At 62.0% G+C, this 25786-nt stretch carries 23 protein-coding genes; 16 read left to right on the top strand and 7 right to left on the bottom strand.

Annotation, left to right across the window (positions count from 1 at the left end; genetic code table 11):
• Nucleotide 1: 1 nt before the first annotated feature.
• From ASD00_RS33870 to ASD00_RS33830, 9 genes are all read left to right on the top strand, one after another.
• The gene (locus tag ASD00_RS33870; protein ID WP_057211299.1) at nt 2–1615 is read left to right on the top strand and encodes a GumC family protein; all 1614 of its coding nucleotides are present in this window, start codon (nt 2–4) and stop codon (nt 1613–1615) included.
• 13 nt (nt 1616–1628) lie between these two features.
• Complete coding sequence (locus ASD00_RS33865; RefSeq protein WP_057211297.1) at nt 1629–2960, top strand: O-antigen ligase; 1332 nt, start codon at nt 1629–1631, stop codon at nt 2958–2960.
• Nucleotides 2953–3714, top strand: coding sequence for a polysaccharide deacetylase family protein (locus ASD00_RS33860; RefSeq protein WP_057211295.1), 762 nt, complete (start codon nt 2953–2955; stop codon nt 3712–3714). The genes ASD00_RS33865 and ASD00_RS33860 overlap by 8 nt, the downstream gene beginning before the upstream one ends.
• A 10-nt stretch (nt 3715–3724) precedes the next feature.
• A complete protein-coding gene (locus ASD00_RS33855; protein ID WP_244496179.1) occupies nt 3725–4969 on the top strand; it encodes a glycosyltransferase family 4 protein in 1245 nt (414 codons plus the stop codon).
• Nucleotides 4970–5340: 371 nt separating this feature from the next.
• A complete protein-coding gene (locus ASD00_RS33850; protein ID WP_225906306.1) occupies nt 5341–6441 on the top strand; it encodes a glycosyltransferase family 4 protein in 1101 nt (366 codons plus the stop codon).
• 65 nt (nt 6442–6506) lie between these two features.
• Nucleotides 6507–6896 carry a VanZ family protein gene (locus tag ASD00_RS33845; RefSeq protein ID WP_025428554.1) on the top strand — a complete coding sequence of 130 codons (390 nt, stop codon included), beginning with the start codon at nt 6507–6509 and terminating at the stop codon, nt 6894–6896.
• A 158-nt stretch (nt 6897–7054) separates the two neighbouring features.
• Nucleotides 7055–8053 (top strand): glycosyltransferase, encoded by a 999-nt coding sequence (locus tag ASD00_RS33840; RefSeq protein WP_025428555.1) that lies wholly within the window; start codon nt 7055–7057, stop codon nt 8051–8053.
• Nucleotides 8053–10218, top strand: a complete 2166-nt coding sequence (locus tag ASD00_RS33835) for a hypothetical protein (RefSeq protein ID WP_057211293.1) — start codon at nt 8053–8055, stop codon at nt 10216–10218. Before ASD00_RS33840 ends, ASD00_RS33835 begins: the two co-directional genes overlap by 1 nt.
• Nucleotides 10219–10308: 90 nt before the next feature.
• Nucleotides 10309–10731 (top strand): CBS domain-containing protein, encoded by a 423-nt coding sequence (locus ASD00_RS33830; RefSeq protein WP_025428557.1) that lies wholly within the window; start codon nt 10309–10311, stop codon nt 10729–10731.
• 198 nt (nt 10732–10929) lie between these two features.
• Here ASD00_RS33830 and ASD00_RS33825 read toward each other — a convergent pair whose 3' ends face one another.
• From ASD00_RS33825 to ASD00_RS33795, 7 genes are all read right to left on the bottom strand, one after another.
• A complete protein-coding gene (locus ASD00_RS33825; protein WP_025428558.1) occupies nt 10930–11634 on the bottom strand; it encodes an OmpW family protein in 705 nt (234 codons plus the stop codon).
• A gap of 175 nt (nt 11635–11809) precedes the next feature.
• On the bottom strand, nt 11810–12583 hold the full coding sequence (locus ASD00_RS33820) for an ATP-binding cassette domain-containing protein (protein WP_057211292.1): 774 nt from the start codon (nt 12581–12583) through the stop codon (nt 11810–11812).
• Nucleotides 12577–13389, bottom strand: coding sequence for an ABC transporter ATP-binding protein (locus ASD00_RS33815; protein ID WP_025428560.1), 813 nt, complete (start codon nt 13387–13389; stop codon nt 12577–12579). Before ASD00_RS33815 ends, ASD00_RS33820 begins: the two co-directional genes overlap by 7 nt.
• Nucleotides 13386–14237: an ABC transporter permease gene (locus ASD00_RS33810; RefSeq protein ID WP_057211290.1), complete on the bottom strand. Its 852-nt coding sequence runs from the start codon at nt 14235–14237 to the stop codon at nt 13386–13388. Before ASD00_RS33810 ends, ASD00_RS33815 begins: the two co-directional genes overlap by 4 nt.
• Nucleotides 14234–15184, bottom strand: a complete 951-nt coding sequence (locus ASD00_RS33805; protein WP_256435857.1) for an ABC transporter permease — start codon at nt 15182–15184, stop codon at nt 14234–14236. The genes ASD00_RS33810 and ASD00_RS33805 overlap by 4 nt, the downstream gene beginning before the upstream one ends.
• 319 nt (nt 15185–15503) lie before the next feature.
• Nucleotides 15504–17048: an ABC transporter substrate-binding protein gene (locus ASD00_RS33800; RefSeq protein ID WP_057211286.1), complete on the bottom strand. Its 1545-nt coding sequence runs from the start codon at nt 17046–17048 to the stop codon at nt 15504–15506.
• Between the two features lie 209 nt (nt 17049–17257).
• The gene (locus ASD00_RS33795; protein ID WP_025428564.1) at nt 17258–17938 is read right to left on the bottom strand and encodes a YoaK family protein; all 681 of its coding nucleotides are present in this window, start codon (nt 17936–17938) and stop codon (nt 17258–17260) included.
• 250 nt (nt 17939–18188) lie between these two features.
• Here ASD00_RS33795 and ASD00_RS33790 point away from each other — a divergent pair, with 250 nt between their 5' ends.
• The 7 genes from ASD00_RS33790 (at nt 18189) to ASD00_RS33760 (ending at nt 25754) form a co-directional block, all read left to right on the top strand.
• Nucleotides 18189–19292: a LacI family DNA-binding transcriptional regulator gene (locus ASD00_RS33790; protein WP_082523803.1), complete on the top strand. Its 1104-nt coding sequence runs from the start codon at nt 18189–18191 to the stop codon at nt 19290–19292.
• A complete protein-coding gene (locus ASD00_RS33785) occupies nt 19289–20311 on the top strand; it encodes an ABC transporter substrate-binding protein (RefSeq protein WP_025428566.1) in 1023 nt (340 codons plus the stop codon). The genes ASD00_RS33790 and ASD00_RS33785 overlap by 4 nt, the downstream gene beginning before the upstream one ends.
• Before the next feature lie 110 nt (nt 20312–20421).
• Nucleotides 20422–21249 (top strand): ABC transporter permease, encoded by an 828-nt coding sequence (locus tag ASD00_RS33780; RefSeq protein ID WP_025428567.1) that lies wholly within the window; start codon nt 20422–20424, stop codon nt 21247–21249.
• Nucleotides 21246–22025 carry an ABC transporter permease gene (locus ASD00_RS33775; RefSeq protein WP_025428568.1) on the top strand — a complete coding sequence of 260 codons (780 nt, stop codon included), beginning with the start codon at nt 21246–21248 and terminating at the stop codon, nt 22023–22025. The genes ASD00_RS33780 and ASD00_RS33775 overlap by 4 nt, the downstream gene beginning before the upstream one ends.
• The gene (locus ASD00_RS33770; protein ID WP_057211284.1) at nt 22018–23046 is read left to right on the top strand and encodes an ABC transporter ATP-binding protein; all 1029 of its coding nucleotides are present in this window, start codon (nt 22018–22020) and stop codon (nt 23044–23046) included. The genes ASD00_RS33775 and ASD00_RS33770 overlap by 8 nt, the downstream gene beginning before the upstream one ends.
• A 6-nt stretch (nt 23047–23052) precedes the next feature.
• Entirely contained in the window at nt 23053–23976 is a 924-nt protein-coding gene (locus ASD00_RS33765) for a nucleoside hydrolase (protein WP_057211283.1), read from the top strand.
• Complete coding sequence (locus ASD00_RS33760) at nt 23973–25754, top strand: adenine deaminase C-terminal domain-containing protein (protein WP_156585917.1); 1782 nt, start codon at nt 23973–23975, stop codon at nt 25752–25754. Before ASD00_RS33765 ends, ASD00_RS33760 begins: the two co-directional genes overlap by 4 nt.
• Nucleotides 25755–25786: the final 32 nt, after the last annotated feature.

Below are 25786 nucleotides of genomic sequence, written 5' to 3'. Positions count from 1 at the left end.
GATGTATAGGCCGAACGAGCCCCGACAACAAAGGTCGCCTCAGCCAGCGCACGGTCAACGTGCGATGGTCGGCGGCGGTTCGTTGCTCAACCTTCTGCCGACAGACGACGAGGACGCGCTCCCTCCTTTTGAAGAAAAGCAAGCGCCGCGAAGAGAGCCGGAAGTCCGGCGTTCCCAGGTGGTTGCGCGGGCACAGACCGAGACGCAGCCGACGCCGCATGTCGGTGGCCTGTTCTTCCCGCGGCTTCACCTCGTCAGCCAGATCGGGGTAGACGACGGTATTCGCTGGCTGCGCGACGGTATGCTCTGGATCATCGCCGCAGTGACGATTTGCACATTTGCGGCCCTTGTCTATGCAATGACTGCGTCGCCTCGATACACCGTCTACACGGATATCGTCGTCGACCCGTCCAATCTCAACGTTGTCAGCGACGATGTTTTTACAAGCAATCCGCAGCGTGACGCGCAGCTGTTGGAGGTGGAGAGCAAACTCCGGATCCTGACGTCACGCAATGTGCTGGCGCGGGTGATCGACGAATTGCAGCTCACGCGCGATCCCGAGTTCGTCAAGCCGGCATCCTTTGCATCGCTGCGCAACCTGTTTTCATCGAAGCAGGAACAAGAGGTCAACAACGAGCTTGCAGCCATGCGCGGGCTTTCGGAGCGCGTGGAGGCGCGGCGCGAGGAGCGTTCTTTCGTCGTCGTCATGAAGGTTTGGAGCGAGGAGCCGGCAAAGGCCGTGACCCTCTCGAACGCGATCGTCGATGCCTTCGAGCAGGAGCTGTTTCAGTCGGCGGCCGAAAGTGCAGGGCGTGTCGCCAAGAACCTCAACGCCCGGCTGGACGAATTGCGCCGCAACGTGACCGATGCCGAGCGGGCGGTGGAAGATTTCCGCAGGGTCAACGGCCTGCAGTCGACCAATGGTCAATTGGTCAGCAACCAGCTTTCCGGTGAACTCAACACCCAGGTCCTGGACGCACAGCAGCGCTTCATCCAGGCGGAGACACGCTACAACCAGATGAGTGCGGCAATCGCTCAAGGGAGAACCGCCAGCGCGTCGGAGTTCGAGTCCGAAAACATGACGAACCTGCGCGAGCAGTACAACTTGCTCCAGCAGCAGATTGCCTCGATGCAGCGCACGTTCGGCGAACGGCATCCCCGTCTGGTGTCGGCTCGATCCGAGCGCGCGACGATCGAGGGTGCGCTTGCCGACGAGGCCCGGCGCATTCTGGAGCGGGCCAAGGCGGACATGGATCGCGAGCAGCAGGCGCTTGAAGCCTTGCGCGGTAAGGCAAACGTCGAGAAGTCGAATGTCTTCACCGACAATGAGTCTCAGGTGCAACTGCGCGATCTGGAGCGCGATGCCCGTGCCAAAGCGGCGATTTACGAGACGCACCTTGCGCGCGCCCAGCAAATTACCGAACAGCAGCAGATCGATACGACCAATGTGCGGGTGATCTCGCGGGCGTTGCCGCCCAACGCACGCACGTGGCCGCCACGTACGGTGACCCTGCTGGTCGCCGGCGCTATGCTCGGCCTTTTCCTTGGTGTGTCGGCAGCGATCGCCCTCGGCCTGTGGAGATATATTCGCCGCCCGCAGCCGGCGACTGCCTGACGGGAGCGCGCCAATGACGAGCGCCGCCTACGCCGAAACCAATGCCGCCGAAACGCTGCGGCTGCGTGTCGGCACCGTCCTGTTCATGACGACGTTTCTGTTCTTCTGGATATCGATCACCCCGTTCGTCGACCTGACGGGAGCAGCAGTGCTTGATCCGTCGGCCGGTAATTCGAACCGATTGAACCAGATCGTTTCTCTTTTGTTGTTTACGGGCATGCTCGGTTACGGCCTATGCCATCCGATGCGAAATATCATCCTGCAGCCGCGGCCGCTGCTTGCAGTGCTGTTTACCTGGTTCCTTTTCGTATCGGTGATCTCAGCCCACCCAATGCTTGGGATCAAGGGCACCGTTCTTGCCATCATGGTCACGGTCAATGCCAGCATCTACCTGCTGTTGCCCGCCAGCGAACGGCATTTTGCCAAAATGCTGGGCATCGGTACGCTCATCATGCTCGGCGTTGCCTATTACGGCATCGCCTTTAAGCCGATGCTCTCTATTCATCAGGCGTCAGAACTGCGCGAGCCCATGAATGCGGGTCTATGGCGCGGCCATTTCCCGCACAAGAACAGTGCGGCCGCCGCGATGGTGATCGCGGCCTTCTTCGGGCTTTTCGTCATGAATAGCTGGTCGCGATTGGCCGGGATCGCCATCGTGCTGCTGTCGTTCAACTTCCTCATCCATACCGGCGGCAAGACCTCGACCGCGATGCTGCCGGCGATCCTGTTGCTTGCCTGGATATTCGAGAAGATCCGTCTCCTGCGCATCCCGATCGTCATCGGTGGCGTCGGGCTGTTCAATCTGTTTGCCGTCGGATCAGCCGTATTCATGCCGCTCAGCGAGTTCATCACCGAACTTGGCATCGACGCGACGTTCACCAACCGGGCGGATATCTGGCGCTTCGCGTTCACCGCGCTCGCCGAGCAGCCTATCACCGGCTACGGTTTCAAGGCATTCTGGCAAACGGAAGAGCTGGTCCACAGCGGCGGAGCGATCGAGACCTGGGCGGTGGCGGCTGCCAACGGCCACAATTCCTATCTCGACATCGCCTTGATGACGGGCTTTCCCGGGCTGCTGCTCACGGTGTTGTGGATCCTCATCCTGCCGCTGCGCAATATTGCCCGCATGGCGTCCGCCGAGCAGCATTCACATCTCACGCGGCTCTTTACGCGCGTCTGGCTCTATACGATCTTCAACGCCGGCCTTGAGAGCTTGTTCTACGAGGGCGGCAACCTGCTGTGGTTCACCTTCCTGTTTTCGGTCTACGGTCTGCATTTGCAGGCCCGCGCGGTCCTTGCCTTGCCGTCTCAATCTGCCGAAAAAAGGGGCGTGGCCTATGCCTGAGTTTTTGCAAAAGGTTGACGGCCTTGTCGACCGGCTGGCAAATCGTCTGATCTGGCGCCTTGCTCAGAAGAAGCTCGCCGTTGCGACCGACGTTCCGCTCGTCTCGTTCACCTTCGACGATGTGCCTGACAGCGCCTTGCACCAGGGTGCCGAAATTCTTGAACGGCACGGCGTCCGCGGCACATTCTACATTGCCGGGGGGCTCGAAGGGCGGGTTGAGCCGGATCGAACCTTGATCACCGCTGCGGGTTGTGAGGCTCTCTCCAAGCGCGAACACGAAGTCGGCTGCCACACCTTCAGCCACAGCAAGATAAGACGTCTCACCGGGGGGGCGCTTGCGCGCGACCTCGACCGAAATGCGGACTATCTGGCAGCCAGTGGCGTCGCTGAGCCGGCAAGGAACTTTGCGTTTCCCTACAACGCCGCCTGGCCGATGGCACGCAGGGAATTGGGGCGGCGCTACCGAACGTGCCGGGCCGCAGGGGAGGCGATCAACCGCGGTGCAGTCGATCCAATGATGTTGAAGGCGGTCGAGATCCGCCAGCCCGAGGCGCACGCTCTTGCGCTGACCCGCTGGATCGATGACCTCGTCGCGCAGCTGGGATGGCTGGTCTTTTTCACGCACGACATCGCGCCACGACCGACGCCTTATGGCTGCACGCCGGAGACGTTCGAGCATCTGGTCCGCTATGCGGTCGAGAAGGGATGCACCGTCCTGCCGGTCGACAAGGCACTCGATCGGCTTGGCGGATGAGGAGAACGATGTGCTCAACACGATAGCCGCCGGCAAGCGACTTCTCGCCATCAACAACTACTTCTATCGACGCGGCGGCGCCGAAGCGGTGTTCTTCGACCATATGAAGATGTTCGCCGATATTGGCTGGGATGTCGTGCCCTTTGCCATGGAGCACGAGGACAACGAGCGCTCTGAATGGTCCAAGTATTTCGTCTCCGAAATCGAATTTGGTCGGCAAACGAGCTTTCTGCGGAAAATAGAGCAGGCGGCAAGCGTGATCTATTCGCGCGAAGGCCAGCGCAACATCGCCAGGCTGATTGACCGCGCGCGTCCGTCGGTTGCCCATGCACACAACGTCTATCACCACCTGTCGCCGGCGATCTTTTCGACGTTGAAGGCAGCGGGCGTGCCGGTTGTCATGACGGCTCACGACCTCAAACTTGCCTGTCCTTCCTACAAGATGCTGCGCGACGGCAAGATCTGCGAGGACTGTCGCGGCGGACGGGTCTACAACGTCCTGCGTCACCGCTGCGTCAAGGGCTCGGCGATCTTGAGCGGTGTCGTGCTGGCAGAAACGGTGCTGCATCGTACGCTGGGCCTCTATCGCAACAAGGTCGACCGGATCGTCGTTCCGAGCCGGTTCTACGTGGAGAAGCTTGTCGAATGGGGCTGGCCGCGTGAGCAGATGGTGCACATTCCGAACTTCGTGGATGTGGACGATTACAGCAGCGCCTGGGACGAGGGCGACTATTTCGTTTTCGCAGGCCGGCTTGCACCCGAAAAGGGCATCGCCACGCTGATCAAGGCGGCGGCACTTTCGAAACAGCGGTTGGTCGTCGCCGGTACAGGCCCCGAAGAGGCATCGCTTCGTCGGCTCGCGAGCGAGCTTAATGCAGACGCGACGTTCACCGGATATCTCTCAGGCGAGAGCCTGCACAAATTGATCGGATCATCCAGGGCACTCGTACTGCCGTCGGAATGGTACGAAAATGCGCCCATCAGCTTGCTGGAAGCCTATGCTCTGGGACGGCCGGTGGTCGGTTCAGCCGTCGGAGGCATTCCGGAAATGATCCAGGTCGGGGAAACGGGCATGACGGCAACGTCGGGAGACGCTGATGATCTGGCAAGGGCGCTGGCCGACATGACGGCTCTTGGGCCGACAGCGCGCGCCCGCATGGGCGCTGCCGGCAGGGCGTGGATATCCAGAGATTTCTCCGCCAATGCTTATCGCGACAGAACGCTTGATCTCTACGCTGCGCTCGGGGCGACCTAGTTGGCAGATTTATCCTTGCGTCATTAACCAAGGCTTGCGAATATACTTACCGCGGCATTAAATATGTTCGTTTATTGATCGAACAATTAGATATTTAACGATTTAATTACGATCTTATTAAGTATTGTTAACGTAAATGGCCTTGGGTGCGCAATCTTTGAGGCCACGCCATGGGCAGGAAGTTACGAGTCTCGCAAGTTGATCGTCGGCAACAGCCGTCGGTTTCCACTGAGATTGTACAATCTGGAATATTGGAAGGCGTCGACGGGAAGGGCGGTACTGCCCAGCGTGGAGTCCACCTCGTGCACAATCATCGCGAGCTGACAGGCAAAGATCGTCGGCTGAGCGCGCGAACCGGACGGCGGCGCGTGATGATGCTGGGCCTGCGCGGAATTCCGGATGTGCAGGGCGGCATCGAAAAGCATGTCGAGATCCTTGCCGGCAAGCTCACGAAGCACGGCTGGGACGTCGACGTGATCGGGCGGCGCCGATATCTTCCGGCATCTGTCCCCTTCAGCTGGAATGGCATTCGTGTCGTTCCTTTCTGGGCGCCGCGCCGGATGGCGCTGGAAGCCATCGTTCACACTTTCATGGGTGTTTGCTACGCGGGCTGGCAGCGTCCCGACGTGCTGCATATCCATGCGATCGGGCCAGCACTGTTCGTCCCGCTTGCGAGAATGCTCGGCCTGAAGGTGGTCGTGACCCATCATGGCTATGACTACGACCGGCAAAAATGGGGTGCTCTTGCCAAGGGTACGCTGAAGCTCGGTGAACGCCTGGGCATGCGCTTTGCAAGCGGGCGGATCGCCATTTCGAAGGATATCGCTGAGACCATGGGCGCGCGGCACAATGTGTCCATGGCCCTTGTGCCCAACGGGGTGTCGGTCACGCCGTCCAGGGGTGAGACCGGCATTCTTGCCGAGTTCGGCCTTGCGCCACGGCGGTACATTCTGCTTGCCGCACGGATCGTGCCTGAGAAGCGCCAGCTCGATCTGATCCGCGCCTATGCCAAATGTTCCAGTCCGGAGTTCCGGTTGGTTCTGGCCGGCGGTGCGGAATTCGAGACGTCCTACACCGAGGAGGTGAGAAGGCTGGCAGGTGATATCGCAGGTGTCGTTCTAACGGGCTTTCAGTCCGGTGACCGGCTTGCGGAGCTTTTCGGCAATGCGGCCCTGTTCGTTCTGCCTTCCAGCCACGAGGGCATGCCGATCGCGCTGTTGGAGGCCATGGCCTACGGCTTGCCGGTTCTTGCGAGCGATATCGTTGCCAATGTCGAGCTTGGCCTTGCACGCGACGAATATTTCCCGCTCGGCGATGTCGAGGCGCTGGCATCGGCCATGACGGCGAAGCTTGCCAATCCGCCCAGTGAAAGCGAGATGCGCGCCCGTGCGGCGCACGCCGAAGCCGCCTATAGCTGGACAAGCGTGGCGGAAAAGACCGTCGCGGTGTATAGCGCGTTGGTGGCAAAGTAGATCGCGCGCAATCGCACGGGCTGATTTTTGCCGTGTTGTGTGCGGTGCGGAGAGACAAGAACAGTATGAATATCAAACGCGCCGCTGGCCTATTTGGCTGGCTCATATTCGCCGTGATCGCCTATTCGACCCTATCACCACTCGATCTGCGCCCGCGTATGGGCACGTTCGTGCATGTCGAGCGGTTCGGCGCGTTCGGGCTGATGGGGCTGCTCTTTGCAATTGCCTATCCCCGGCGGCTCCTGCTTGTCCTCGGGCTCGTTTTGGCCACCGCCATCGGGTTCGAATTGCTGCAGGTGGTGTCGGCAGACCGTCACGCCCGGATCGGGGACCTCGCCATCAAATTGCTTGGCGGTGCATGCGGCGTGGCTTCGGGTTGGGTCCTTATCCGCAATCGGTCGCGTCTGCTGCAATTGCTGGTGCAAATAAACCAAAACTCAAAGTATCGCGGGTAGAACTGGCTGCGCCGGGACGCTTGGCTACTGCATAATTCCTTAAATCGGAATCGATTTAAGGAGAAAATTATGCAGCAGGATTCAAGCGTTACAGCGTCCTTCGCGCGTCATATTTGACGCGCGGCGCTGTAGACGCCCCGGTGATTTTGGAGGCGCGCTTGTCAGTATCCGTCATCATCAAGACGCTGAACGAAGAGAAGCGAATAGCGGCCACGATTGAAAGTGCGCTTGCTGCCCTCGGAGCGACAGGTGGCGAAGTCATCGTCGCCGACAGCGGCTCATCCGACCGAACGGTCGAGATTGCCGCGCAATATCCCGTCGTCATCGCCCAGATCAGCCCGCCGGCGCGGCCAAGCTGCGGCATTGGCCCGCAGCTTGGCTTTCAATACTCCAAAGGCGACCATCTCTGTCTGCTTGACGGAGACATGTTGCTCGACCGTGATTTTCTCGCCGTCGCCGTGGCGTTTCTCGCCGACAATCCTGAGGTTGCCGGCGTTACCGGCCATGTCCAGGAGATGCTGACGTCCAATCTCGAGTTCTCGCGTCGCGTCAATCGCAACTCGCCGGAAAACCGGATCGGATCGATCGACCGGATGAACGGCGGTGGGCTCTACCGGCGCGATGCGATCGAAGCGGTCGGTTACCTCTCCGATCGCAACCTGCATGGATACGAAGAATTCGATCTCGGCATCCGGCTGCGAAGCGCTGGATGGGGGTTGCATCGCCTTGACCGGCGTTTCGTCCAGCACTTCGGACATACTGTCAATTCCTATCGCCTGCTGGTTCGACGCTGGAAAAGCAAATATCTCTTCGGTATCGGCGAACTTCTGCGCGCGTCGCTCGGTCGGCCGTATTTCTTCCAGCTGCTGCGTGAGCTGCCCGAGCTGAAGCTCTGGTGTCTCGTCTATCTGTGGTGGGCGCTCTCGCTCTGTGTGCTTTTGTTCTCGCCGAGCCTGGCTGTCGGCCTGGGCATCGTCTTCGCTGTCCTCGCCGCAGTCATCGTGTTGATGAGCATTCGCAAAGGCAGCTTGAACATGGGGCTGTACACGGTCGTCGCCTGGTTCTTCCACGCCGCTGCACTGCCTGTCGGTTTTTTCGGGCGGCGGCGAAGACCGGAGGTTCCGATCGAGAGCAAGTTGCTTGGAGCGGTAGCTTGATGCGCCAGAGATGTCTGGCTACGGTGCTGGCGCTTGCGGTGATGTGCGTGCCTGCGCGCGCCGCGGATCAATGGGTTCCGGTGAAGGAGATCTCCCTCGAATTGCGACCAGGCAGCCCGCTCGACTTCTCGTCCATCCTGCCCAACGGCCGGATCGATGGCGGTCATAGACTGGTTGTCGGCAAGGAGGGACGTCTCGCCTATGCGAAAGCGCCGGATACGCCGGTCAGGATGTTGTGCGCCTCGCTTGCCTGGAGCCCTGCGTCCGGCGGCTTCCCCGATCATGAAGGCGCGGACCGTTATGCGCGCCAGCTGGCGATGCATGGCTACAACATCGCGCGCCTGCATTTCGTCGACGCAAGTCTGATGTTCGGGCGTGATCGGGATCTCGATTTCGACCCGGAAACGCTCGATCGGATCCAGTATCTGCTTGCGGCCCTGAAGCGCAACGGCATCCACTGGATTATCGACGGCCTGTCGTCGCCGCGTGGCGCCTATGGCGGTTTCGATGACCGCTGGGACACGGGCGGCGATGTAAAACTCATGCTACATCTGGACGATCGGACCTTTGAGCATTGGAGGCGGTTGCAGCAGGCGGTCCTCGGGCGCGTGAACCCTTACACAGGCGAAGCTCCGATCCGCGACGAGGCCCTGGCCCTGGTCATTCTGGCCAATGAGAATGGCCTGGAGTTTGAGGCGGTGGTTCATGATCGGCCCGGCCGGGCTCCCTATGACGACCGGTTGGCTCAGCCGTTCAATCTCTGGCTGAAGAAGCGTTACGGCACGACGGCGAGCCTGGCGAAGGTCTGGGGCGTGCTTGATTCCGGGGAAGTGCTTGAAACCGGCGGGATCAGGTTGCCTCGGGACCGCTATAACGACAGCCCGCGTCTGCGCGATCTTCAGGCATTCTTTGTCGAAACCGAGCGTGCCTCCACCGCACGCATGAGCAAGGTTCTGCGCGACCTTGGCTACACGGGCCTGATCACCAACTACAACAACTGGCCGTCGAGCCAGATGGCCCTCAGCAGGCGCGACCTCCAAGTCATCACGGCAAACACCTACCACGATTGGGTCGGCGGCTACACGCCGGGCAGCGAACTCCTTCAAACCAGCTCAATTGCCGATAGCGTCAACTACATCAGGATGATCGCTGCATCGCGCTGGCTCGGAAAACCGTTTGTCGTCAGCGAATACGACCACCTGTTCTGGAACCGCTACCGCTACGAGGGTGGTCTTGCCATGCCGGCCTATGCCGCCCTTCAGGGCTGGGACGCCCTTTGCCGCCACGGCCATGGACCGATCGCGCTCGCCTATGGTGAGCCGTTTCCGCATAAGCAAGCGATGCTGCCCTACGCGATCGCCCTCGATCCGGTTGCGCGCGCGGGCGAAACCCTGGCCGCCTTGCTCTATCGGCGCGGCGATGTCGCGACCTCGGATGTGACGATCCCATTTTCCGTGCGCGGCGAGGAGGATCTGACGGACGACATGCAGGCGCGCGAGCCGGAGTCTCTGACCGATCTTGCCCTGGTCGGTCGTATCGGTCTGGAACGCGCCGAGCGATTGGGTGATGCGATCGCGGTTACCCAGCCGCGGCGGGAAAGCAGCGACAATGTGCTGGCGCTGCTGCGTGCGAGCAGTAGGTTGAAGCCGGACAACGCAACGACCGTCGATGCCGGCATCTATCAAAGCAGCACCGGTGAAATCGTTCTCGATCGTTTCGCCAGGCAGCTGCGCGTAGCGACGCCGGCGACGGAAGCGATGGCGTTTGCGTCCCTGCGCGAACCGGTCGACCTCGGTGTGCTGCGGGTGGAGCGCGCCGACGGCAACGGTCTTGTCGCTCTCTCGGCGCTCGATCCTCCGGCAACCCTGTCCGACAGCCGGCGTTTCCTGTTGATCTTTGCAACCGACGCCCAGAACACGGACATGACGTTCCGTGACAGTGAAGAGAAGGTCATCGAGAGTTTTGGCCGGTTGCCGGTGTTGATCCGGCAGGGAACTGTCGATCTCTCCCTGTCGAAGACGGCGGCCAAGTGGCGCATTTCACCGGTGGGTCTTGACGGAACAGTTCACCCACCGGTCGTCGATGGCGCCGGTGCGGTTAAATTTCGCCTGAGCAACGACGGCCCGTCCGGCCCGACGACCTACTTCCTGCTGGAGTTGCGATAAGCGACGTTCGGCGAACAAGTCGGCCGTCAGGATCAATGATTGGCCACGATCTTCGGCTATCGTCATTCCTCCAAACCGTAGGAGGATGCAATGAGAACGTGGGAAGCGATGCACCCCGGCGCGCGCTGGATAGCGCCTGAAACGGACTTGCGCACCGTGGCAAGGATTATGCGTGACGAAGACATCGGCGCTCTGCCGGTCGGCGAAAACGATCGCCTCATCGGCATGGTGACGGACAGGGACATTGCGTTGCGGGCATGGGCAAACGGGCACGACGACGCTGCGTTGCTGACTGCGCGCGATGTCATGACAAGGGATATCGTCTACTGCCGCACCAGCGAAACGATCGAGGAGGCTGTTCGCCTGATGGAGAGCAAGAAGATACGGCGCCTGCCGGTGATCGATGACGAAAAGCGAATGGTCGGCATGTTGTCGCTCGGCGATATTTCGCATGCGAGCAGCCGTGAATTGACGACCGGATTGGTCAAGGCCGTCACCGCCCATCACGCATGACGTACGACTGTCCGTTTGGTTGCTGCCCTCGCCGTGTAACGGCGAGGGCGGAGATTTTCCACTGCATGTTTCCTTAAATCCTATTCGATTCAAGGATAAAAACATGCAGCCATTCAAAGCGCTACAGCGACCTTTGCGCGTCTAATATGGCGCGCGGCGCTGTAGACCTGAAGCGGTGTCATCCGCTGGCGAAAAACGTCAGAAGCGGTAGGTGATGCCTGTGCCGATCAGCCAGGGATCGAGTTTGACCTTGCCCGTCACCGTGCCGGCGCCCGGCAGGGTCGCGTTGACCTCTGGCTCGAGGAACAGTTTCTTCACGTCGAAGTTGATACCCCAGTGATCGTCGAGCTTGATGTCGACACCGGCCTGCAGGGCCACGCCGAAGGTGTTCTTGAGGTTGAAGCTGGAGAAGTCGCCCTGGGCTTTTTCATTGTAGAAGATGGTGTAGTTCACGCCGGCGCCGACATAGGGCTTGATCGTGTCGGTGAGATTGACGTGGTACTGCAGCGTCAGTGTCGGCGGCAGCAACCAGGCCTTGCCGATCTCGCCGAGACCGGCGATCGAACCGCTGCCCCTTGCGCTGTGCGGGGTCGTGCCCAGGACCAGTTCCGCCGCAAGATTGTCGGTGAAGAAGTAGGTGATATCGAGTTCGGGCACGACCGAGTTGCTGACGCCGACTTTTTCGCCGTCAAGTGACGTGCCATTCAACTGCAGCGATGCCTTGTCTTCGGGTAAAACGGCAAGCGCGCGGGCGCGGATCATCCATGGGCTCTGCTCGCTTGCAGCCGGTAGCTGAGCGGCGGCCTCGCTCGGCGCGGTAAGGTCCGCGGCTTGAGCCGCAGTGACCGAGGCCGCCAGCAAAACGAGTGCGGCGGCGGTTGGCAGGATGGAGCGAGTAGACATGATTCCGGACCCCCAGAAGAAGTTGAAAATTGCCATTCAGGGCATGCGGCGGCAGGGAATCTGCGGCCGGCGGCACTATGGGCAACTCCGCTCGACGGGAGGTTGTTCTAGATCAAGGTACTTTGTTCGTTGGTGAGGGGGTCGCTAACGGTAGATTCGTGAGTGACCGAAGCGCTCAGGCCGGCATGCGCGGAATGCTGGCAAGCAACCGCTGTGTATAGGGATGCTGGGGCGCCGTCAGGATATCGCGCGTCTTGCCGCTCTCGACCACCTGTCCCTTTTCGAGGATGACCATCTCTTCGCAAAGCGATGCGACGACACCAAGGTCGTGCGAAACGAACACCAGCGTCAGCGTTGCCGACAGCGTCTTGAACAGTTCGACGATCCGGATGCGGGTCGACAGGTCGAGAGCGCTGACGGCTTCGTCGGCAAGAATGATCTGTGGACGGGCGACGATTGCGCGCGCAATCGCGATGCGCTGGCGCTGTCCGCCGGAAAATTCGTGCGGGTAGCGTTGCATGGCATCGAGCGGCAGGCCCACAGCCTCCAGGGCTTGCGCCACCGCATCCTTGCGTGGACCGGCGATGCGCAGCGATTGCAGCGGCTCAGCGATGCGCAGCGATTGCAGCGGCTCAGCGATGATGTCGAGCACCTTCTGGCGAGGATCGAGCGACGAATAGGGGTCCTGGAACACCGGCTGCACCGCGCGCCGGTAACGGCGCATGAACGCGCCATCGGCCGGATCGAGTGCATCGTCGCCGAAGCGGATCGTGCCGCTCGTGGGCCGCTCCAGACCGAGCAGCAGCCGCAGCAGTGTCGTCTTGCCCGAACCGGACTCGCCCACCAGTCCAACGCTGGCGCCGGCGCGCACGCTGAACGACACGTCGCTCAAAATCTTGCGGTGACGGGAATAGCCGAAGTTCACATTCTGCAGGTCCAGCATCACGATCCCGTCCGTCCAAGGGCCTCGTCGAACATGCGCGCGGCATCGACAAGCGTCTGCGTATAGTCGTGCGACGGGTTGCTAAACACGTCGACAACGGCGCCCTCTTCAAGCGCGATGCCGTCGCGCAGCACCATCACACGCTCGACCACTTCGGCAACAACAGGCAGGTCATGGCTGATGAAGAGCAGCGCCATTCCCGTTTCACGCACAAGCCCGTCGAGCAGCTTGAGGATTTCGGCCTGGGTGGTGACGTCGAGCGCGGTCGTCGGCTCGTCGGCGATCAGAAGTTTTGGGCGGCAGGCAAGCGCCATGGCGATCGCAACACGTTGGCGCTGGCCGCCCGACACTTCGTGCGGATAGGCGTTGGCAATGCGCTCCGGTTGCGGCAGGGCGACCTTGTCGAGCAGGTCGAGCACTTCGCGGTCGACCGCTGAACGCGTCGCGCGTCCCTGTTCGCGCACGAGCCTGCGGCGCACCGGCTCGGCGATCTGCTTGCCGATTCTCATCAGCGGATCGAGGGCTGTCAGCGGCTCCTGAAAGACGACGGCGGTTGCGACCCCGCGCAGCCGGTTCAGGCGCTTGTCTTCAGTGCCGACCACCTCCTGGCCATCGAGCACGATCGAGCCGGTGACGGAGATGTTCGCCGGCAAAAGGCCGGTAATGGCCATAGCGGTCATCGACTTGCCCGAGCCGGATTCGCCGATCAGTCCCATTCGCTCGCCGGAGCCGATGGAGAACGACAGGTCCGAGACCAATGTCTTGCCGCTAGCGCGGACGGTCAGGCCCTGAACGGAAAGCAAGGCGCTCATCGCGATCTCCCGCGTGTCGGGTCGCCGACGTCCCGCAGGCCGTCGGCAAGCAGGTTCATGCCAATGACCAGTGCGACGAGGGCAATGCCGGGTGCAATCGCGCCGACGGGGGCGGTATAGACCGTGCCCTGTGCCTCCTGCAGCAGCCTGCCCCAGGATGCGTTCGGCGGCGGTGCGCCCAGGCCGAGATAGGAGAGCGACGCTTCCGCGATCACTGCCAGGCCGAATTGCAAGGCGAAGTTCACCGAGAGCGTCGGCCAGATGTTGGGCAGTACATGGCGCACGACGACGCCGGGCCACGAGGTGCCGGAGGTCCGGGATGCGACGATGTAGTCCTGGCGCAGCACACGCTTGGCAAGGATCCGCGTCAAGCGGGCGACGATCGCCGAAATCGCCAGGCCAAGTGCCAGGGTCGCCGACCACAGGCTAGCACTGTCGCTGGCCGCGACCACCAGCATCGCCAGCAGCAGCGTCGGGAACGCGATCAGAATATCCAGGGTGGCGGCCATGACATCGTCGAGCAGGCGCGTCGCGAAAGCGGCGAGGATGCCGAGCGTCACGCCGATCGAGGCGCCGATCGCAACAGCGCCAGTACCGACGATCAACGCCGTGCGCGCGCCGATCATGATTTGCGTCAGGTAATCGCGGCCGAGCCGATCCGTTCCGACCCAATGCAGCAGCGACGGCGCTTCGAGCCGGCCGCCGGAGGCATTGAGCGGGTCATAGGGTGTCCAGAACAGGGTGAGGAGTGCAACCGCGACATTGAGGCCGACAAGGGCAAGCCCGATGGAAAGCGACAGCGAGTGTCTGCGGGCGGGTCTACCCGTCGAAAGGTCAAGCGCGGTCATGGCGCAGCTCCTGTCGCCCGTTCGCGCAAGCGGGGATCGATCAGCCGCTGAAGCAGATCGGCGGCAAAGCCGATCAGCAGCACCAGCAGGGTGGAGATGAACAACACGCCCTGGACGTTGGGGTAATCGCGCTGTTCGATCGCCAGCAGCAGCATCGAGCCAAGGCCGGGCAGGGCGAACACCCGCTCGACCACGACCGCGCCAAGCAGGGTCGTTGCAAGCTCGATGCCCAGGATCGAGACGATCGGCACGGCGCCGTTGCGAATGCCGTGCCGGATCAGCGCCTGCGAGAAACTGGCGCCGAGCGCACGCGCCGTCCGCAGATAGTCGCTGCCGAGAACATCTTGGGTTGCGGATCGGATGTAGCGGATCAGCGAGGCGGCCATGACCAGCCCGATCGTCAGCACCGGCAGCGCGAGCGCATAGAGAACCTGGCCCTCGTTCTGCCAGCCGCGCCGGGGATAACCGCCCGACGGAAAGATCCGAAGATTGACCGCAAAGACGGTGACAAGCAGGATTCCGACCCAGAAGACCGGGATGGCGATGCCAAGCTGCGACACGGTCGATATGGCCGCGCCGTACCAGCGGTTGGCCTTGACTGCCGAAACGATCCCGAGCGGCACGGCGATCATAACGGCGAGCCCAAAGCCCAGCAGCGCCAGCGGCACCGTTACGGTTAGACGGGCGGCGATTTCCTCGATAACGGGCTTGCCGCTGACGAAGGACGTTCCGAGATCGAAGCGCGCAAGGCTGCCGACGAAGCGCAGGAACTGCTCCCAGAGCGGTAAGTTGGAGCCGACCTGTTCGCGCGCGGCCTCGATCTGCTGCTGATCGGCGCCGACGGAAAGCAGGGCGTTCGCCGGGTCGCCCGGCAGCAGGCGCAGGAGCACAAACAGCACCACCGCGGCGATCAGCAGCGACAGGATCAGGATGGCGAGGCGGCGCAGGACATAGGCGAGAATGGTCGGCTTCCTTTCGTCCGACGGGGTAATACCCGGGGCCGGAGCGCTGGCTTTTGCATAAAATCAACCGGGAGGCTACTGCATAATCCCTTAAATCCTCATCGATTTCAGGCAATGATGCAGCACGTTTCGAACGCTGATGCGTCCTTGGCGCGCCATGACTGTCGTGTTGCTTGGAAAAGATCTGACGTAGCGTTGTCGACGCAATGAATCGCCGTCAGCTGCAAGGCAAAGGGAGCCCCCAACTCGCTCGGGGGCTCCTTACATGTACGCGACTATAACGGATCGCTTGGGAAACGAGCGATCAGTTCCCGCTCTTCTTGATGTTGTAGGCGAAGAACTGTGAGTTCAGGCCGTTGACGGGGTAACCGGTGACGGCGGAACTCGAAACCACGATCTGCGGATAGAGATAAAGCCAGTTGCTTGCCGCGTCCTCGGCGATGATGCGGTTTGCCTCCGTCAGCTTGGCGGTCTGCTCGTCGGTGTTGGCCGCAGCTTCCGATTCCTTGATCAGGTCGACAACCTTCGGGTTGTTGTATCCCCAGTAGAAGTCGGGATTGCCGTAGAACACGATGTCGCGGTGGTTGACGTGTTCCTGCAGCGTCGCCTGGAAGTCATGCGCCTTGTAGACCTTGGTGTACCACTCGTTGGCGGTGATGATGTTGATTTCGACCTTGATGCCGACCTTCGCCAGTTCGCTCTGCAGGAACTGGGCAACGATCGGATGCGGATCATAGTTGGGCGTGTCAAGCTTGAACGAGAAGCCATCGGCAAAACCGGCTTCCTTCAAAAGCGCCTTGGCGCTTTCGACGTCATAGGCATCGACGCCGGTCAGGTCGACGTACCACGGATCGGTCGGCGGCACGAAGGAACCGATCAGCGTGCCGTATTCGCCCCAGATCGACTGCAGCAGCTTCTTGTCGTCGATGGCGCGGGCGATGGCCTTGCGAACCTTGACGTTGTTGAACGGCTCGACCCTGTCGTTGAACGCCAGAAGCTCCTTGGTGGTCGACTGGCCGGCGGTCACCGTGTAATCAGGATTGTCCTTGAACTGGGCGATCGAATCCGGGCTCTGGACGCTGGTGATGACATCGACGGCACCGGTCAGGAGCGCATTGTTCAGCGCAGTGGCATCGGTGAAGTACTGGAAGACGACTTCGCCATTGGTCGGCGCCGTGCCCCAGTATTTGTCATTGCGGGTCAGCGCCAGCGAGGAGCCGCGGCGCCATTCGTCCAGGCGGTAAGGGCCTGTGCCATCTTCGCCGGCGTTCAGGTCCTTCGCCGCGTCGTTGACGATCCAGACGTAGCTGAGGTTATAGGGCAGCGAGATGGAGCGGGCGGAGAGCTTGACCACCACCGTCTGGTCGTCGGGGGTCTGGATCTCGCTGATCGTCGCCAGGCTCTTCTTGCGCGAGCTCTTGGAATCCGGTGCCACGACGCGCTCGATGCTGTGCTTCACATCCTGTGCCGTCAGCGGGTCGCCGGAATGGAAGGTCACGTTCGGCCGAAGCTTGAACGTATAGGTCAGGCCGTCTTCGCTGACCGCCTGCTCGGCCACGAGGCCGGGAGCGACGTCGCCCGCGTCGGTCAGCGTGAACAGGGCCTCGTAGACATTGCCGTTGAACGCCTCGTTGATGCCCTGGCCGGCGCCGGCGGTGTTGTCCAGGTTCTGCGGTTCATAGAGCGAGCCGATGACGATGGAGGCATCCGGATCGAAGTTTGCGAACTGCGCGAGCGCTGCCGTGCTCGTTGACAGAACCATGGCCAAGGCCGCGGTGGCGAGGATCGAACGCCTGCCTTTCCGGCCCGGTCCTGAAAGTCTGCCAAAGTCGATCGTGTTGCCAGTCATTTCCCTAACTCCTGCATATATGCTCATCACGCGAGGTCGCGCTTGCCATCCGAATGTACACATCGGGCGGTTGCGGCGCATCATACAAATTCCCTACCAATTTAGTGGGAATTTTGGTTCGTTTTGTTTGGCGAAGTTGAAATTTGCACCCGCTGTTGGCATCGGCAAGCGAAGGGCGTTCCTAAAACCGGAGGGCCGCTCCCGCCGGTTCAGCGCTGCGCATATCGCTGCGACCACCGCCGCGGAATCATCAACACCAGCGTGAACAACAGACCGGAGAGGATTGTCGGGGCCCAGAGCGAGAGCTGTCCGAAGCGGTACTCGAGCATGGCGCCGACGATCGCCCCGCCAAGCATGCCGATCCAGGGCACGATCTGGATCGTCCATTGTATGTTGCCTGTGCCGATGATCCACCGGCCCAAGCCACGGCCGAAGCGGGACAGGGCGCCCGTTACATAGGTGAGACTGATCGGCAGGCCCTCGATATGCTCGACAGAGGCGTTCACGACGCCCATGGCAAGGACGATGAGATAGAAGCGCAGTTCGTTCGGCAGGTGGTCGCCACCGGCGGCGGTAAGGGCGAGGGTGACGGTGACGCCGAAAAGAACGCCGCCCGCACGAAACCTGCTTGAAACGATCGTTCCCATGGCATTGCCGACAACGAAGACCGCGAGCGAGCCGAGAAGGATGAGCGACCGCAGGATGTTGCCTTCGGCGACGGCTGTCGCGGCTCGTGTCGTGTTGCCGCTCATGAAAGAGACGAAGTCGCCGACTGTCAGCAGGCCGATGGCGTCGGTCATTCCGGCCAGAAAGGAAATGAGCGCGACCACGAGAAGCGCGGTCCCGGTTCGCTGGCGCCGCACGATCCGGCGCCTCCGCTGAAACGTCATGATGGTATCCTGCAGGGTTTTGCTGGGGCCGTTAAGTGATGTCGGTGAACAGGTGGCATTTGACCGCTTCGCTTTACTGTCAGCATTTCAGACTGAACCAATGGACGCGAGTCGGTGGCCGCTTGTCCACAGTCCACGGTCCGATTGGATCCACAATTTCATCCTGTGCCGGCAAAAGGATTCGACAGTTGCGGCATTCTGATATATCGCATGATTAATCGTTTAATCACCGATAACGGAAACCACGGCCTTGGCGCGTTCCGGACCAAAACTGACGAGGATTGCCAGAGCACTGGGCGTCTCCGCGGCGACGGTCTCCAACGCGCTCTCCGGTAAGGGGCGTGTCTCTGCCGAAATGGCCGAAAAGATCCGCGCGACGGCCGCCGAACTCGGTTATGTGCCGAGCCTCGCGGGCAGGGCGCTGCGCACCGGCCGCACCGCCGTCATCGGTCTGGTGCTTCCCGATATCGCCAATCCGCTCTTCCCGCAGATCGCGCAGGCAATCGAACTGGCTGCCTCTTCGGCCGGTTACGGCGTTCTGATCGCCGACTCCCGTGGGGACGTCACCACCCAGACCAAGGCCATCGAGCGGCTGATTGATCGCGATGTCGACGGCATGGTCATCGTGCCGCGGCGAGGGACCCGCATCGCCGATGTCGGCTGTCCCGTGGCGGTCATCGATACGCCGTCCACGCCAGGCAATACTGTTGCCGCCGACCATTGGGGCGGGGGCCGCCAGATCGCCGAGCATCTGAAAGCGCTCGGCCACCGGAGCGTGCTCGTCATCGGCAACAATCCGGCCTCCAACGTGCAGAATGACCGCATCGGCGGCATTCGCTCGGCGCTTGCCGAGGACGCATTCGTCGAAACCCTGTGGATCGAACCGCTCGAGCGCGAGCAGGGCAAGGGCTGTCCGCTCGGCCTTGCCGAGAAGGTCGCGCAAGGTTTTACCGCCTTTGCCTGCGTCTCCGATCTTCATGCGCTGAGGGCGCTGACCGAACTGCAGCGCGCCGGCATCAACGTTCCGGAGAGAGCAAGTGTTACCGGCTTTGACGATCTCATTTGGTCGCCTGTGGTAACGCCGGCACTGACCACGGCGCGCATGGACATGACGCGGATCGCCGCGATTGCCGTCGAAGCACTTGTAAAAGCGATCGGCGAGCGCGACCCGACCGATGCCGCCATCGGCGCACCGGTGACCGCCGCTAACGCCGAGGTGCCGATGCAGCTGGTCGTGCGCCAGTCGAGCGCCGCGCCGCCTAGAACACAGTTCCAGCCTGCCCAGACGATCGCCAACGCAAGTACGATTGCCGACGCCAGAACCTCAGCCCCCGAAGGAGAACACCAGCCATGAAGAAGATCCTGCTCGCCTCCAGCGCGCTTTTACTCGTCGCTGCACATGCCGCTTCCGCCCAGGAAAAGACGCTGACCATTTCCGTCTACGGTTTTGCCCAGGACGCTTTCAAGGAACTGGTCTACACGCCCTTCGAAGCCAAATGCGGCTGCAAGCTGGTCGTCGAGACCGGCAACAGCGTTGAGCGCCTCGCAAAGATGGAGGCCAACAAGGCAAGTCCGGTCGTCGATATGGCCGTCGTCTCCATGGCTGACGCTCTTTCGGCCTCGCGCGCCGGCCTGATCGAAAAGATCGACAACACGAAGCTCACGAACTTCAACAAGCTCTACGACCTTGCCAAGGACCCGAACGGCGACGGCATGAGCGTCGGCTACACCTTTTACGCAACGTCGATCGTCTACCGATCCGACAAGATGGAAGTGAACTCCTGGGCCGACCTGCTCGACGAGAAGAATGCCAGCCATGTCGCCTTCCCGAACGTCACCACAAACCAGGGCCCGCCAGCGCTCTACATGGTCGGTGAGGCGATCGGCAAGAATACGCCGGATCTGAAGGAAGCCATCGCCGCCGTCGGCGCGAAGAAGGACGAGATCGTCACGTTCTACGTCAAGTCTTCGCAGCTCGTGCAGCTGATGCAGCAGGAAGAAATCTGGGCAGCACCTATCGGTCGCTTCTCCTGGGAGGGTTTCACCAAGCTCGGCCTGCCGATCAAGTGGGCGACGCCGAAGGAAGGCCAGACGGGCGGCATGAACGTCATGGTTCTGACCAAGGGTGCCAAGAACCAGGATCTGGCGCTGGAATTCATGGACTTCTGGCTCTCGACCGAAATCCAGACGGCACTTGCCGAAAAGCTGGTCGACAGCCCGGCCAACAAGGACGTCAAGGTCGCGCCGGAAATCGCTGAAAACCTCACCTATGGCGAGGAAACCGTGAAGAGCCTCAAGCTCATTCCGTCGGCCGTCGCTCTCGACAACCGCGAAGCCTGGCTTTCCGAGTGGAACGCCCAGGTCGGCCAGTAACAGCCATCGACAAACGCCCCCATCGCCGTGATGGGGGCAGTTTTGCGGGTCGGCCGGCAACCTTTGAGCCGATCCCGCAGTGAATGAACGCGACGAAAGGAAGACCAGGGATGTTTCAGAACCGCGCCGAGGCACTGGCGCTCGCTTTGCCGGCGGCGGTCTTTGCGGCGATCGTCTTTCTGGCGCCCGTCGTCATTCTGCTCGCCGAAGGCTTTCGCAGCGCCGACAGCTGGTCGCTTACAGCGTATGTCGATTTCTTCACCGACCCGCTGAACCGCACGGTCTTCCTGCGCACGTTCCGGCTCGGTCTGATGGTGACTGCCGTCTCGGCCGTGCTCGGCTACGCCGCTGCCTTTGCGATCGTCAATCTTTCACCGCGCAGCAAGGGGCAGATGATCGGCCTTGTCGTGCTGCCGCTTATGATTTCGTCGGTCGCCCGCACCTATGCCTGGATCGTCATTCTCGGGCGCACCGGCATCGTCAACCAGGCGCTGCAGCTCATCGGCCTTTCGGACGAACCGATCCGCTTTCTCTTCACCGAGACAGCCGTGTTTATCGGCCTGTTGCAGCTGTTCCTGCCGCTGATGATCCTGTCGCTGATCAGCGCGCTCGAGAACATGCCGAAGGATGCCATTCCGGCGGCGCGCGTGCTGGGTGCCAACTGGTTCCAGGTGTTCTGGAAGGTCATTCTTCCGCTCACAAAGGAAGGTCTCGTCATTGGCGGTACCCTGGTCTTCACCGGTTCGCTGACTGCCTATATCACCCCGGCAATCCTCGGTGGCTCCAAGGTGCTGATGCTCGAGACGCTGCTCTACCAGCGCGTCACCGTCGCCAATGATTTCGTCTCGGCGAGCGTCATTGCCTTCATCCTGATCGTCATGAGCTTTGCCGCCAATCTACTCCTGAAACGGCTCGCCACCGCGAGGAACAAGCGATGACCCCCCGCGTCTTTTCTCCCCTCGTCCTGTTTCTGGTGATCGCCTTCCTGATCGGGCCGTTCTTCATCATCGTCGCGGCATCACTGTCGGGCGGCGAGACCCTGGCTTTCCCGCCACAGGGCTTCTCGCTGAAATGGGTCGCCAAGGTCTTCACCGTCGAAAGCTTCCGTGAAAGCTTCGCCGTGTCGATGTTCCTTGCCATCGGTGGTACCGCGATGGCGCTGGTGCTTGGCATTCCCGCTTCCTACGCGCTTTCGCGCTACAAGCTGCCCTTCGGCGAAACCATCCGCACGATCGTGTCGTTGCCGATCATCGTGCCTGGTATCATCGTCGGCCTGGCGCTGCTGCGCTATATCGTCGTACCTTTCGGCTTCAACATCACGCTGGCGCTCTTCCTTGCGCATACGGCGCTGGTGCTGCCCTATGCTGTGCGTGTCGTCTCAGCGAGCCTCAACAATCTGCGCTCCGATATCGAGGAAGCGGCAGTGCTGCTCGGCTCTTCGCGCGCCGGAGCCTTCTTCCGGGTGGTGATGCCGAATATTCGCAGCGGCATTCTCGCCGCCTTCATTCTCGGCTTCGTCACGAGCTTCAACCAGGTGCCGGTCTCGCTGTTCCTGTCCGGTCCTGGCGTTCGCACGCTGCCGATCGACATGCTCTCCTATATGGAGATCACCTATGACCCGTCGGTGGCCGCTCTTTCAGCGCTGCTCGCCTTCATGTCCATCGGCATCGTTTTCCTTGCCGAACGCTTCCTAGGATTTTCCCGCTATGTCTGACGCTTCCTTCCTCAGCCTCGAAAAACTCACGCTCGCCTATGGCGATACCGTTGCGGTGAAGGATCTCGACTTGTCGATCCGCAAGGGCGAACTGGTGGCGTTCCTCGGTCCATCCGGCTGCGGCAAGACGACGACGATGCGCTCGATTGCCGGGCTGCTGACGCCCGCCTCGGGCCGCATTAGCCTCGACGGTGTCGACATCACGCGGGTTTCCGCCAACAAGCGTTCGGTCGGGCTCGTCTTCCAGTCCTATGCGCTTTTTCCGCATCTGTCGGTTTTCGAAAACGTCGCCTTCGGCCTGCGCCTGAAGAAGCAGCCGGCAAACGACATCGAGACGCGTGTGACCGCCGGCCTCAAATCCGTCGGCTTGTCGAAGTTCGCCACGCGCAAGCCGGCCGAGCTTTCCGGCGGCCAGCAGCAGCGCGTCGCGCTTGCCCGCTCGATGGTGATGGAACCGAAGGTCCTGCTGCTCGACGAGCCGTTGTCGAACCTCGACGCCCGGCTGCGGCTGGAGATGCGCACCGAGCTGCAGCGTGTGCAGAAGGAAACTGGCGTGACGATGATCTTCGTCACGCACGATCAGGGCGAGGCGCTGTCGCTTGCTGACCGGATCGTGGTGATGCTCAACGGCGCCATCGAGCAGATCGGCACGCCCGAGGATATCTACAACCGTCCGGTTTCCCGCTTTGTTGCCGACTTCGTCGGCTTCGAGAACATTTTTGCGGTCGAACGCGGCAAGCTCAAAGCCGCAAACGGCCCGATCGCCCTTTCCGAATCCCTGCCGCCTGACACGGCAGGGCTTGCGTGGCGTCCGCGCATGGTGACCCTTGGTTCTGGTCCTTTCCAAGGCACTGTGCGCGGAGCCTCTTTCTCAGGCAGCACACGCGAATACCTGCTCGATACGCCGCTCGGCGCGATCAAGGCCGAGGAGGATGCCGGCCTCGCCGCGCATCAGCCGGGCACGGAACTTACCTTCGATTTGCCGGTCGCCAAGGCGGCCCGGCTCGAGCGGTTCGGGTAATCAGTAATGGGCATCTGGATCGATACGGATATGGGTTTCGACGACATCGCTGCGGTGCTCGTCGTTCTCCATGCCAATGAGACGATTGACGGCATCTCGCTCGTGTTCGGCAACACGCCGCTCGAGCAGGTCAAGCGCAATGCAGCGAGTGCGGCGATGGCATTCGGCTGGTCGTTTCCCATCCATGAGGGCCGCGCCTTGCCGGTGCTCGGCAAGCTCGAAACCGCGGAGCGGATCCTCGGGCAAACCGGCATGCCGACCGTCGGCCTGACGCTTCCGGCGGCCCCGCCGCTGCCGACGAGCGACGCCTTCGCCGCGCTCTGCCGCTGGTTGGAGGAAGCCGAGGGACCGCGTCGTATCCTGGCGCTCGGGCCGCTGACCAACCTTGCCGCGCTCTGCCTTGCCCGCCCGGATCTGGCCGCGAAGATCACCGACCTGACCTGGATGGGCGGTGGCGTGACCAGCGGCAACCATACGGCCTCCGCCGAGTTCAACGCTTTCGCCGACCCGGAAGCACTGGCGATCGTGCTGGCGCACGAATTGCCGCTGCGCATGGTCGACCTCGACCTTTGCCGCAAGGTCTTCGCCTATCCCGATGATATTGCACCCATTCGTGCCACGGGCGGTGTCAATGCCACGCTGATCGCCGATCTGCTGTCCGGCTATGTGTCCATTGGTACCAGCCGCGGCCGGCCGGGCATGGCGATCTACGATCCGACCGCTGCGGTTGCATTCGTCAATCCGGGGGCGATTTCCTTCCGCAAGGCGCGCATCGATGCGGAGCTTGCAGGCTCGCTGACGCGTGGGCGCACCGTGGTCGAGATGCGTGAAAGCCACGCAGCCTTCAATGCCGAGTATGCGACTGACGTGCATGCGGAAACGGCGCGCGCGCAAATCCTCGGCGCCCTGATGAAGGAAGCCGCCAAGTGACGCGTCTGCAGGAACCGATGGACCTGATGGATCCGGCGCTGCGCACGCGCGCGGTTGCCGCGGCACGGGGTGCGGACGCATTCGATATGCTCATCACCGGCGGCGTCGTCGTCGACATGGTCACCGGTGAAAGGCGCGCTGCCGATGTGGGCCTTGTCGGTCTGCTGATCGCCAGCGTGCATGCCCCCGGTAGCCGCAGCGACGCCGCCTCGATGGTCGAGGCCTCCGGCGCCTTCCTGTTGCCGGGCCTGATCGACACGCACATGCATGTCGAAAGCTCGATGGTCACGCCCGCAACCTATGCCAATGCGGTGCTGCCGCGCGGCGTCACGACCGTAGTCTGGGACCCGCACGAATTCGGCAATGTCTGCGGCATGGCCGGCGTTCGCTGGGCTGCAGACGCCATCGTGGACCTGCCGTTGCGCTGCGTTCTGCTGGCGCCTTCCAGCGTGCCATCAGCGCCTGGCCTGGAATTGGCGGGCGCCGACTTCGATGCCGATGCCATCGCCACGATGCTTTCCTGGCCCGAGATCGGCGGCATCGCCGAGATGATGAACATGCGCGGCGTTATCGATGGCGATCCGCGCATGCACGCAATCGTCCAGGCAGGGCTTGCCGCGGGCAAGCCGGTCAACGGCCACGCGCGCGGCCTTGCCGGTGCGGACCTGCAGGCATTCGTGACCGCGGGCGTCAGCTCGGACCACGAACTGGTTTCTTCGGACGACCTGATGGCCAAGCTTCGCGCCGGGCTCTCGATCGAACTGCGCGGCTCGCACGATCACCTATTGCCCGAGTTCGTCGAGGCGCTGAATACACTCGGCCATCTGCCGCAAACCGTGACGCTTTGCACTGACGATGTCTTTCCTGATGATCTCGATCGCTCGGGTGGGCTCGACGACGTCGTGCGGCGGCTCGTGCGCTATGGCCTAAGGCCCGAATGGGCGCTTCGCGCCGCGACGCTGAACGCCGCGACCCGCCTCGGCCGTGCCGACCTCGGCCTCATCGCCCCCGGACGGCGCGCCGATATCGTGATCTTCGAGGATCTTACCGATCTCGAGGCCCGTGCCGTGATCGCCGGCGGCAAACAGGTCGCCGTTGCCGGACGGATGATCGATGCCCTGCCGAGGACCAATGTAGAAGCGCTTGCCGGCACCATGAAAATCGAGCCATTGAGCGAGACCGATTTCGCCATTGCGTCGACCGGTTCAAAGGTGAGGGTCGCTACGGTCGATCGCCCGCGCTTCACGCAGTGGGGCGAGGTTCTGGCCGCGGTCGAGAATGGCTTCGTCGTTCCGCCGCAAGGCGCAACGTTGATCGCCGTCGCTCATCGCCACGGCCGCGCCGACAGCAAGCCGCGCGTCGGCCTGCTTACCGGTTGGGGAGAGTGGCGCGGTGCATTCGCGACCACCGTTTCACACGACAGCCACAACCTGACAGTCTTCGGCGGCAATGCCCGCGACATCATGGAGGCGGCCAATGCCGTCATCGCCGCCGGTGGCGGCATGGCTGTCGCATCGGCGGGCAAGATCGACGCGGTCCTGCCGTTGCCGCTCTGCGGCCTCGTCTCCGATGCACCGTTGGCCGATGTGTCTGCCGGCTTTGCCGCCCTGCGCGATGCTGTCGGGCGGATCGTCGATTGGCAGCCGCCTTACCTCGTCTTCAAGGCCTGCTTCGGGGCAACGCTTGCCTGCAATGCAGGGCCGCACCAGACCGATCGCGGCATCGCCGATGTGCTAACCGGAAAGCTTCTCGAAAATCCGGTGCTCGAAGTCCTCTGAGGCATCAAGCACGGCGACGATTGTCGCCCTCA

This window comes from Ensifer sp. Root31, assembly GCF_001424825.1.
Lineage (GTDB): Bacteria > Pseudomonadota > Alphaproteobacteria > Rhizobiales > Rhizobiaceae > Ensifer > Ensifer canadensis.
This window is presented reverse-complemented; position numbering and strand designations above follow the sequence as displayed.

Bases quoted from the DNA above. Each gene is read 5' to 3' on its own strand.
- ASD00_RS33865 (WP_057211297.1), top strand. From the start codon at position 1,629: ATGACGAGCGCCGCCTACGCCGAAACCAATGCCGCCGAAACGCTGCGG.
- ASD00_RS33780 (WP_025428567.1), top strand. From the start codon at position 20,422: ATGTTTCAGAACCGCGCCGAGGCACTGGCGCTCGCTTTGCCGGCGGCG.
- ASD00_RS33830 (WP_025428557.1), top strand. From the start codon at position 10,309: ATGAGAACGTGGGAAGCGATGCACCCCGGCGCGCGCTGGATAGCGCCT.
- ASD00_RS33815 (WP_025428560.1), bottom strand. From the start codon at position 13,389: ATGAGCGCCTTGCTTTCCGTTCAGGGCCTGACCGTCCGCGCTAGCGGC.
- ASD00_RS33845 (WP_025428554.1), top strand. From the start codon at position 6,507: ATGAATATCAAACGCGCCGCTGGCCTATTTGGCTGGCTCATATTCGCC.
- ASD00_RS33835 (WP_057211293.1), top strand. From the start codon at position 8,053: ATGCGCCAGAGATGTCTGGCTACGGTGCTGGCGCTTGCGGTGATGTGC.
- ASD00_RS33770 (WP_057211284.1), top strand. From the start codon at position 22,018: ATGTCTGACGCTTCCTTCCTCAGCCTCGAAAAACTCACGCTCGCCTAT.
- ASD00_RS33785 (WP_025428566.1), top strand. From the start codon at position 19,289: ATGAAGAAGATCCTGCTCGCCTCCAGCGCGCTTTTACTCGTCGCTGCA.
- ASD00_RS33800 (WP_057211286.1), bottom strand. From the start codon at position 17,048: ATGACTGGCAACACGATCGACTTTGGCAGACTTTCAGGACCGGGCCGG.
- ASD00_RS33825 (WP_025428558.1), bottom strand. From the start codon at position 11,634: ATGTCTACTCGCTCCATCCTGCCAACCGCCGCCGCACTCGTTTTGCTG.
- ASD00_RS33775 (WP_025428568.1), top strand. From the start codon at position 21,246: ATGACCCCCCGCGTCTTTTCTCCCCTCGTCCTGTTTCTGGTGATCGCC.
- ASD00_RS33765 (WP_057211283.1), top strand. From the start codon at position 23,053: ATGGGCATCTGGATCGATACGGATATGGGTTTCGACGACATCGCTGCG.
- ASD00_RS33850 (WP_225906306.1), top strand. From the start codon at position 5,341: ATGATGCTGGGCCTGCGCGGAATTCCGGATGTGCAGGGCGGCATCGAA.
- ASD00_RS33795 (WP_025428564.1), bottom strand. From the start codon at position 17,938: ATGACGTTTCAGCGGAGGCGCCGGATCGTGCGGCGCCAGCGAACCGGG.
- ASD00_RS33860 (WP_057211295.1), top strand. From the start codon at position 2,953: ATGCCTGAGTTTTTGCAAAAGGTTGACGGCCTTGTCGACCGGCTGGCA.
- ASD00_RS33870 (WP_057211299.1), top strand. From the start codon at position 2: ATGTATAGGCCGAACGAGCCCCGACAACAAAGGTCGCCTCAGCCAGCG.
- ASD00_RS33810 (WP_057211290.1), bottom strand. From the start codon at position 14,237: ATGACCGCGCTTGACCTTTCGACGGGTAGACCCGCCCGCAGACACTCG.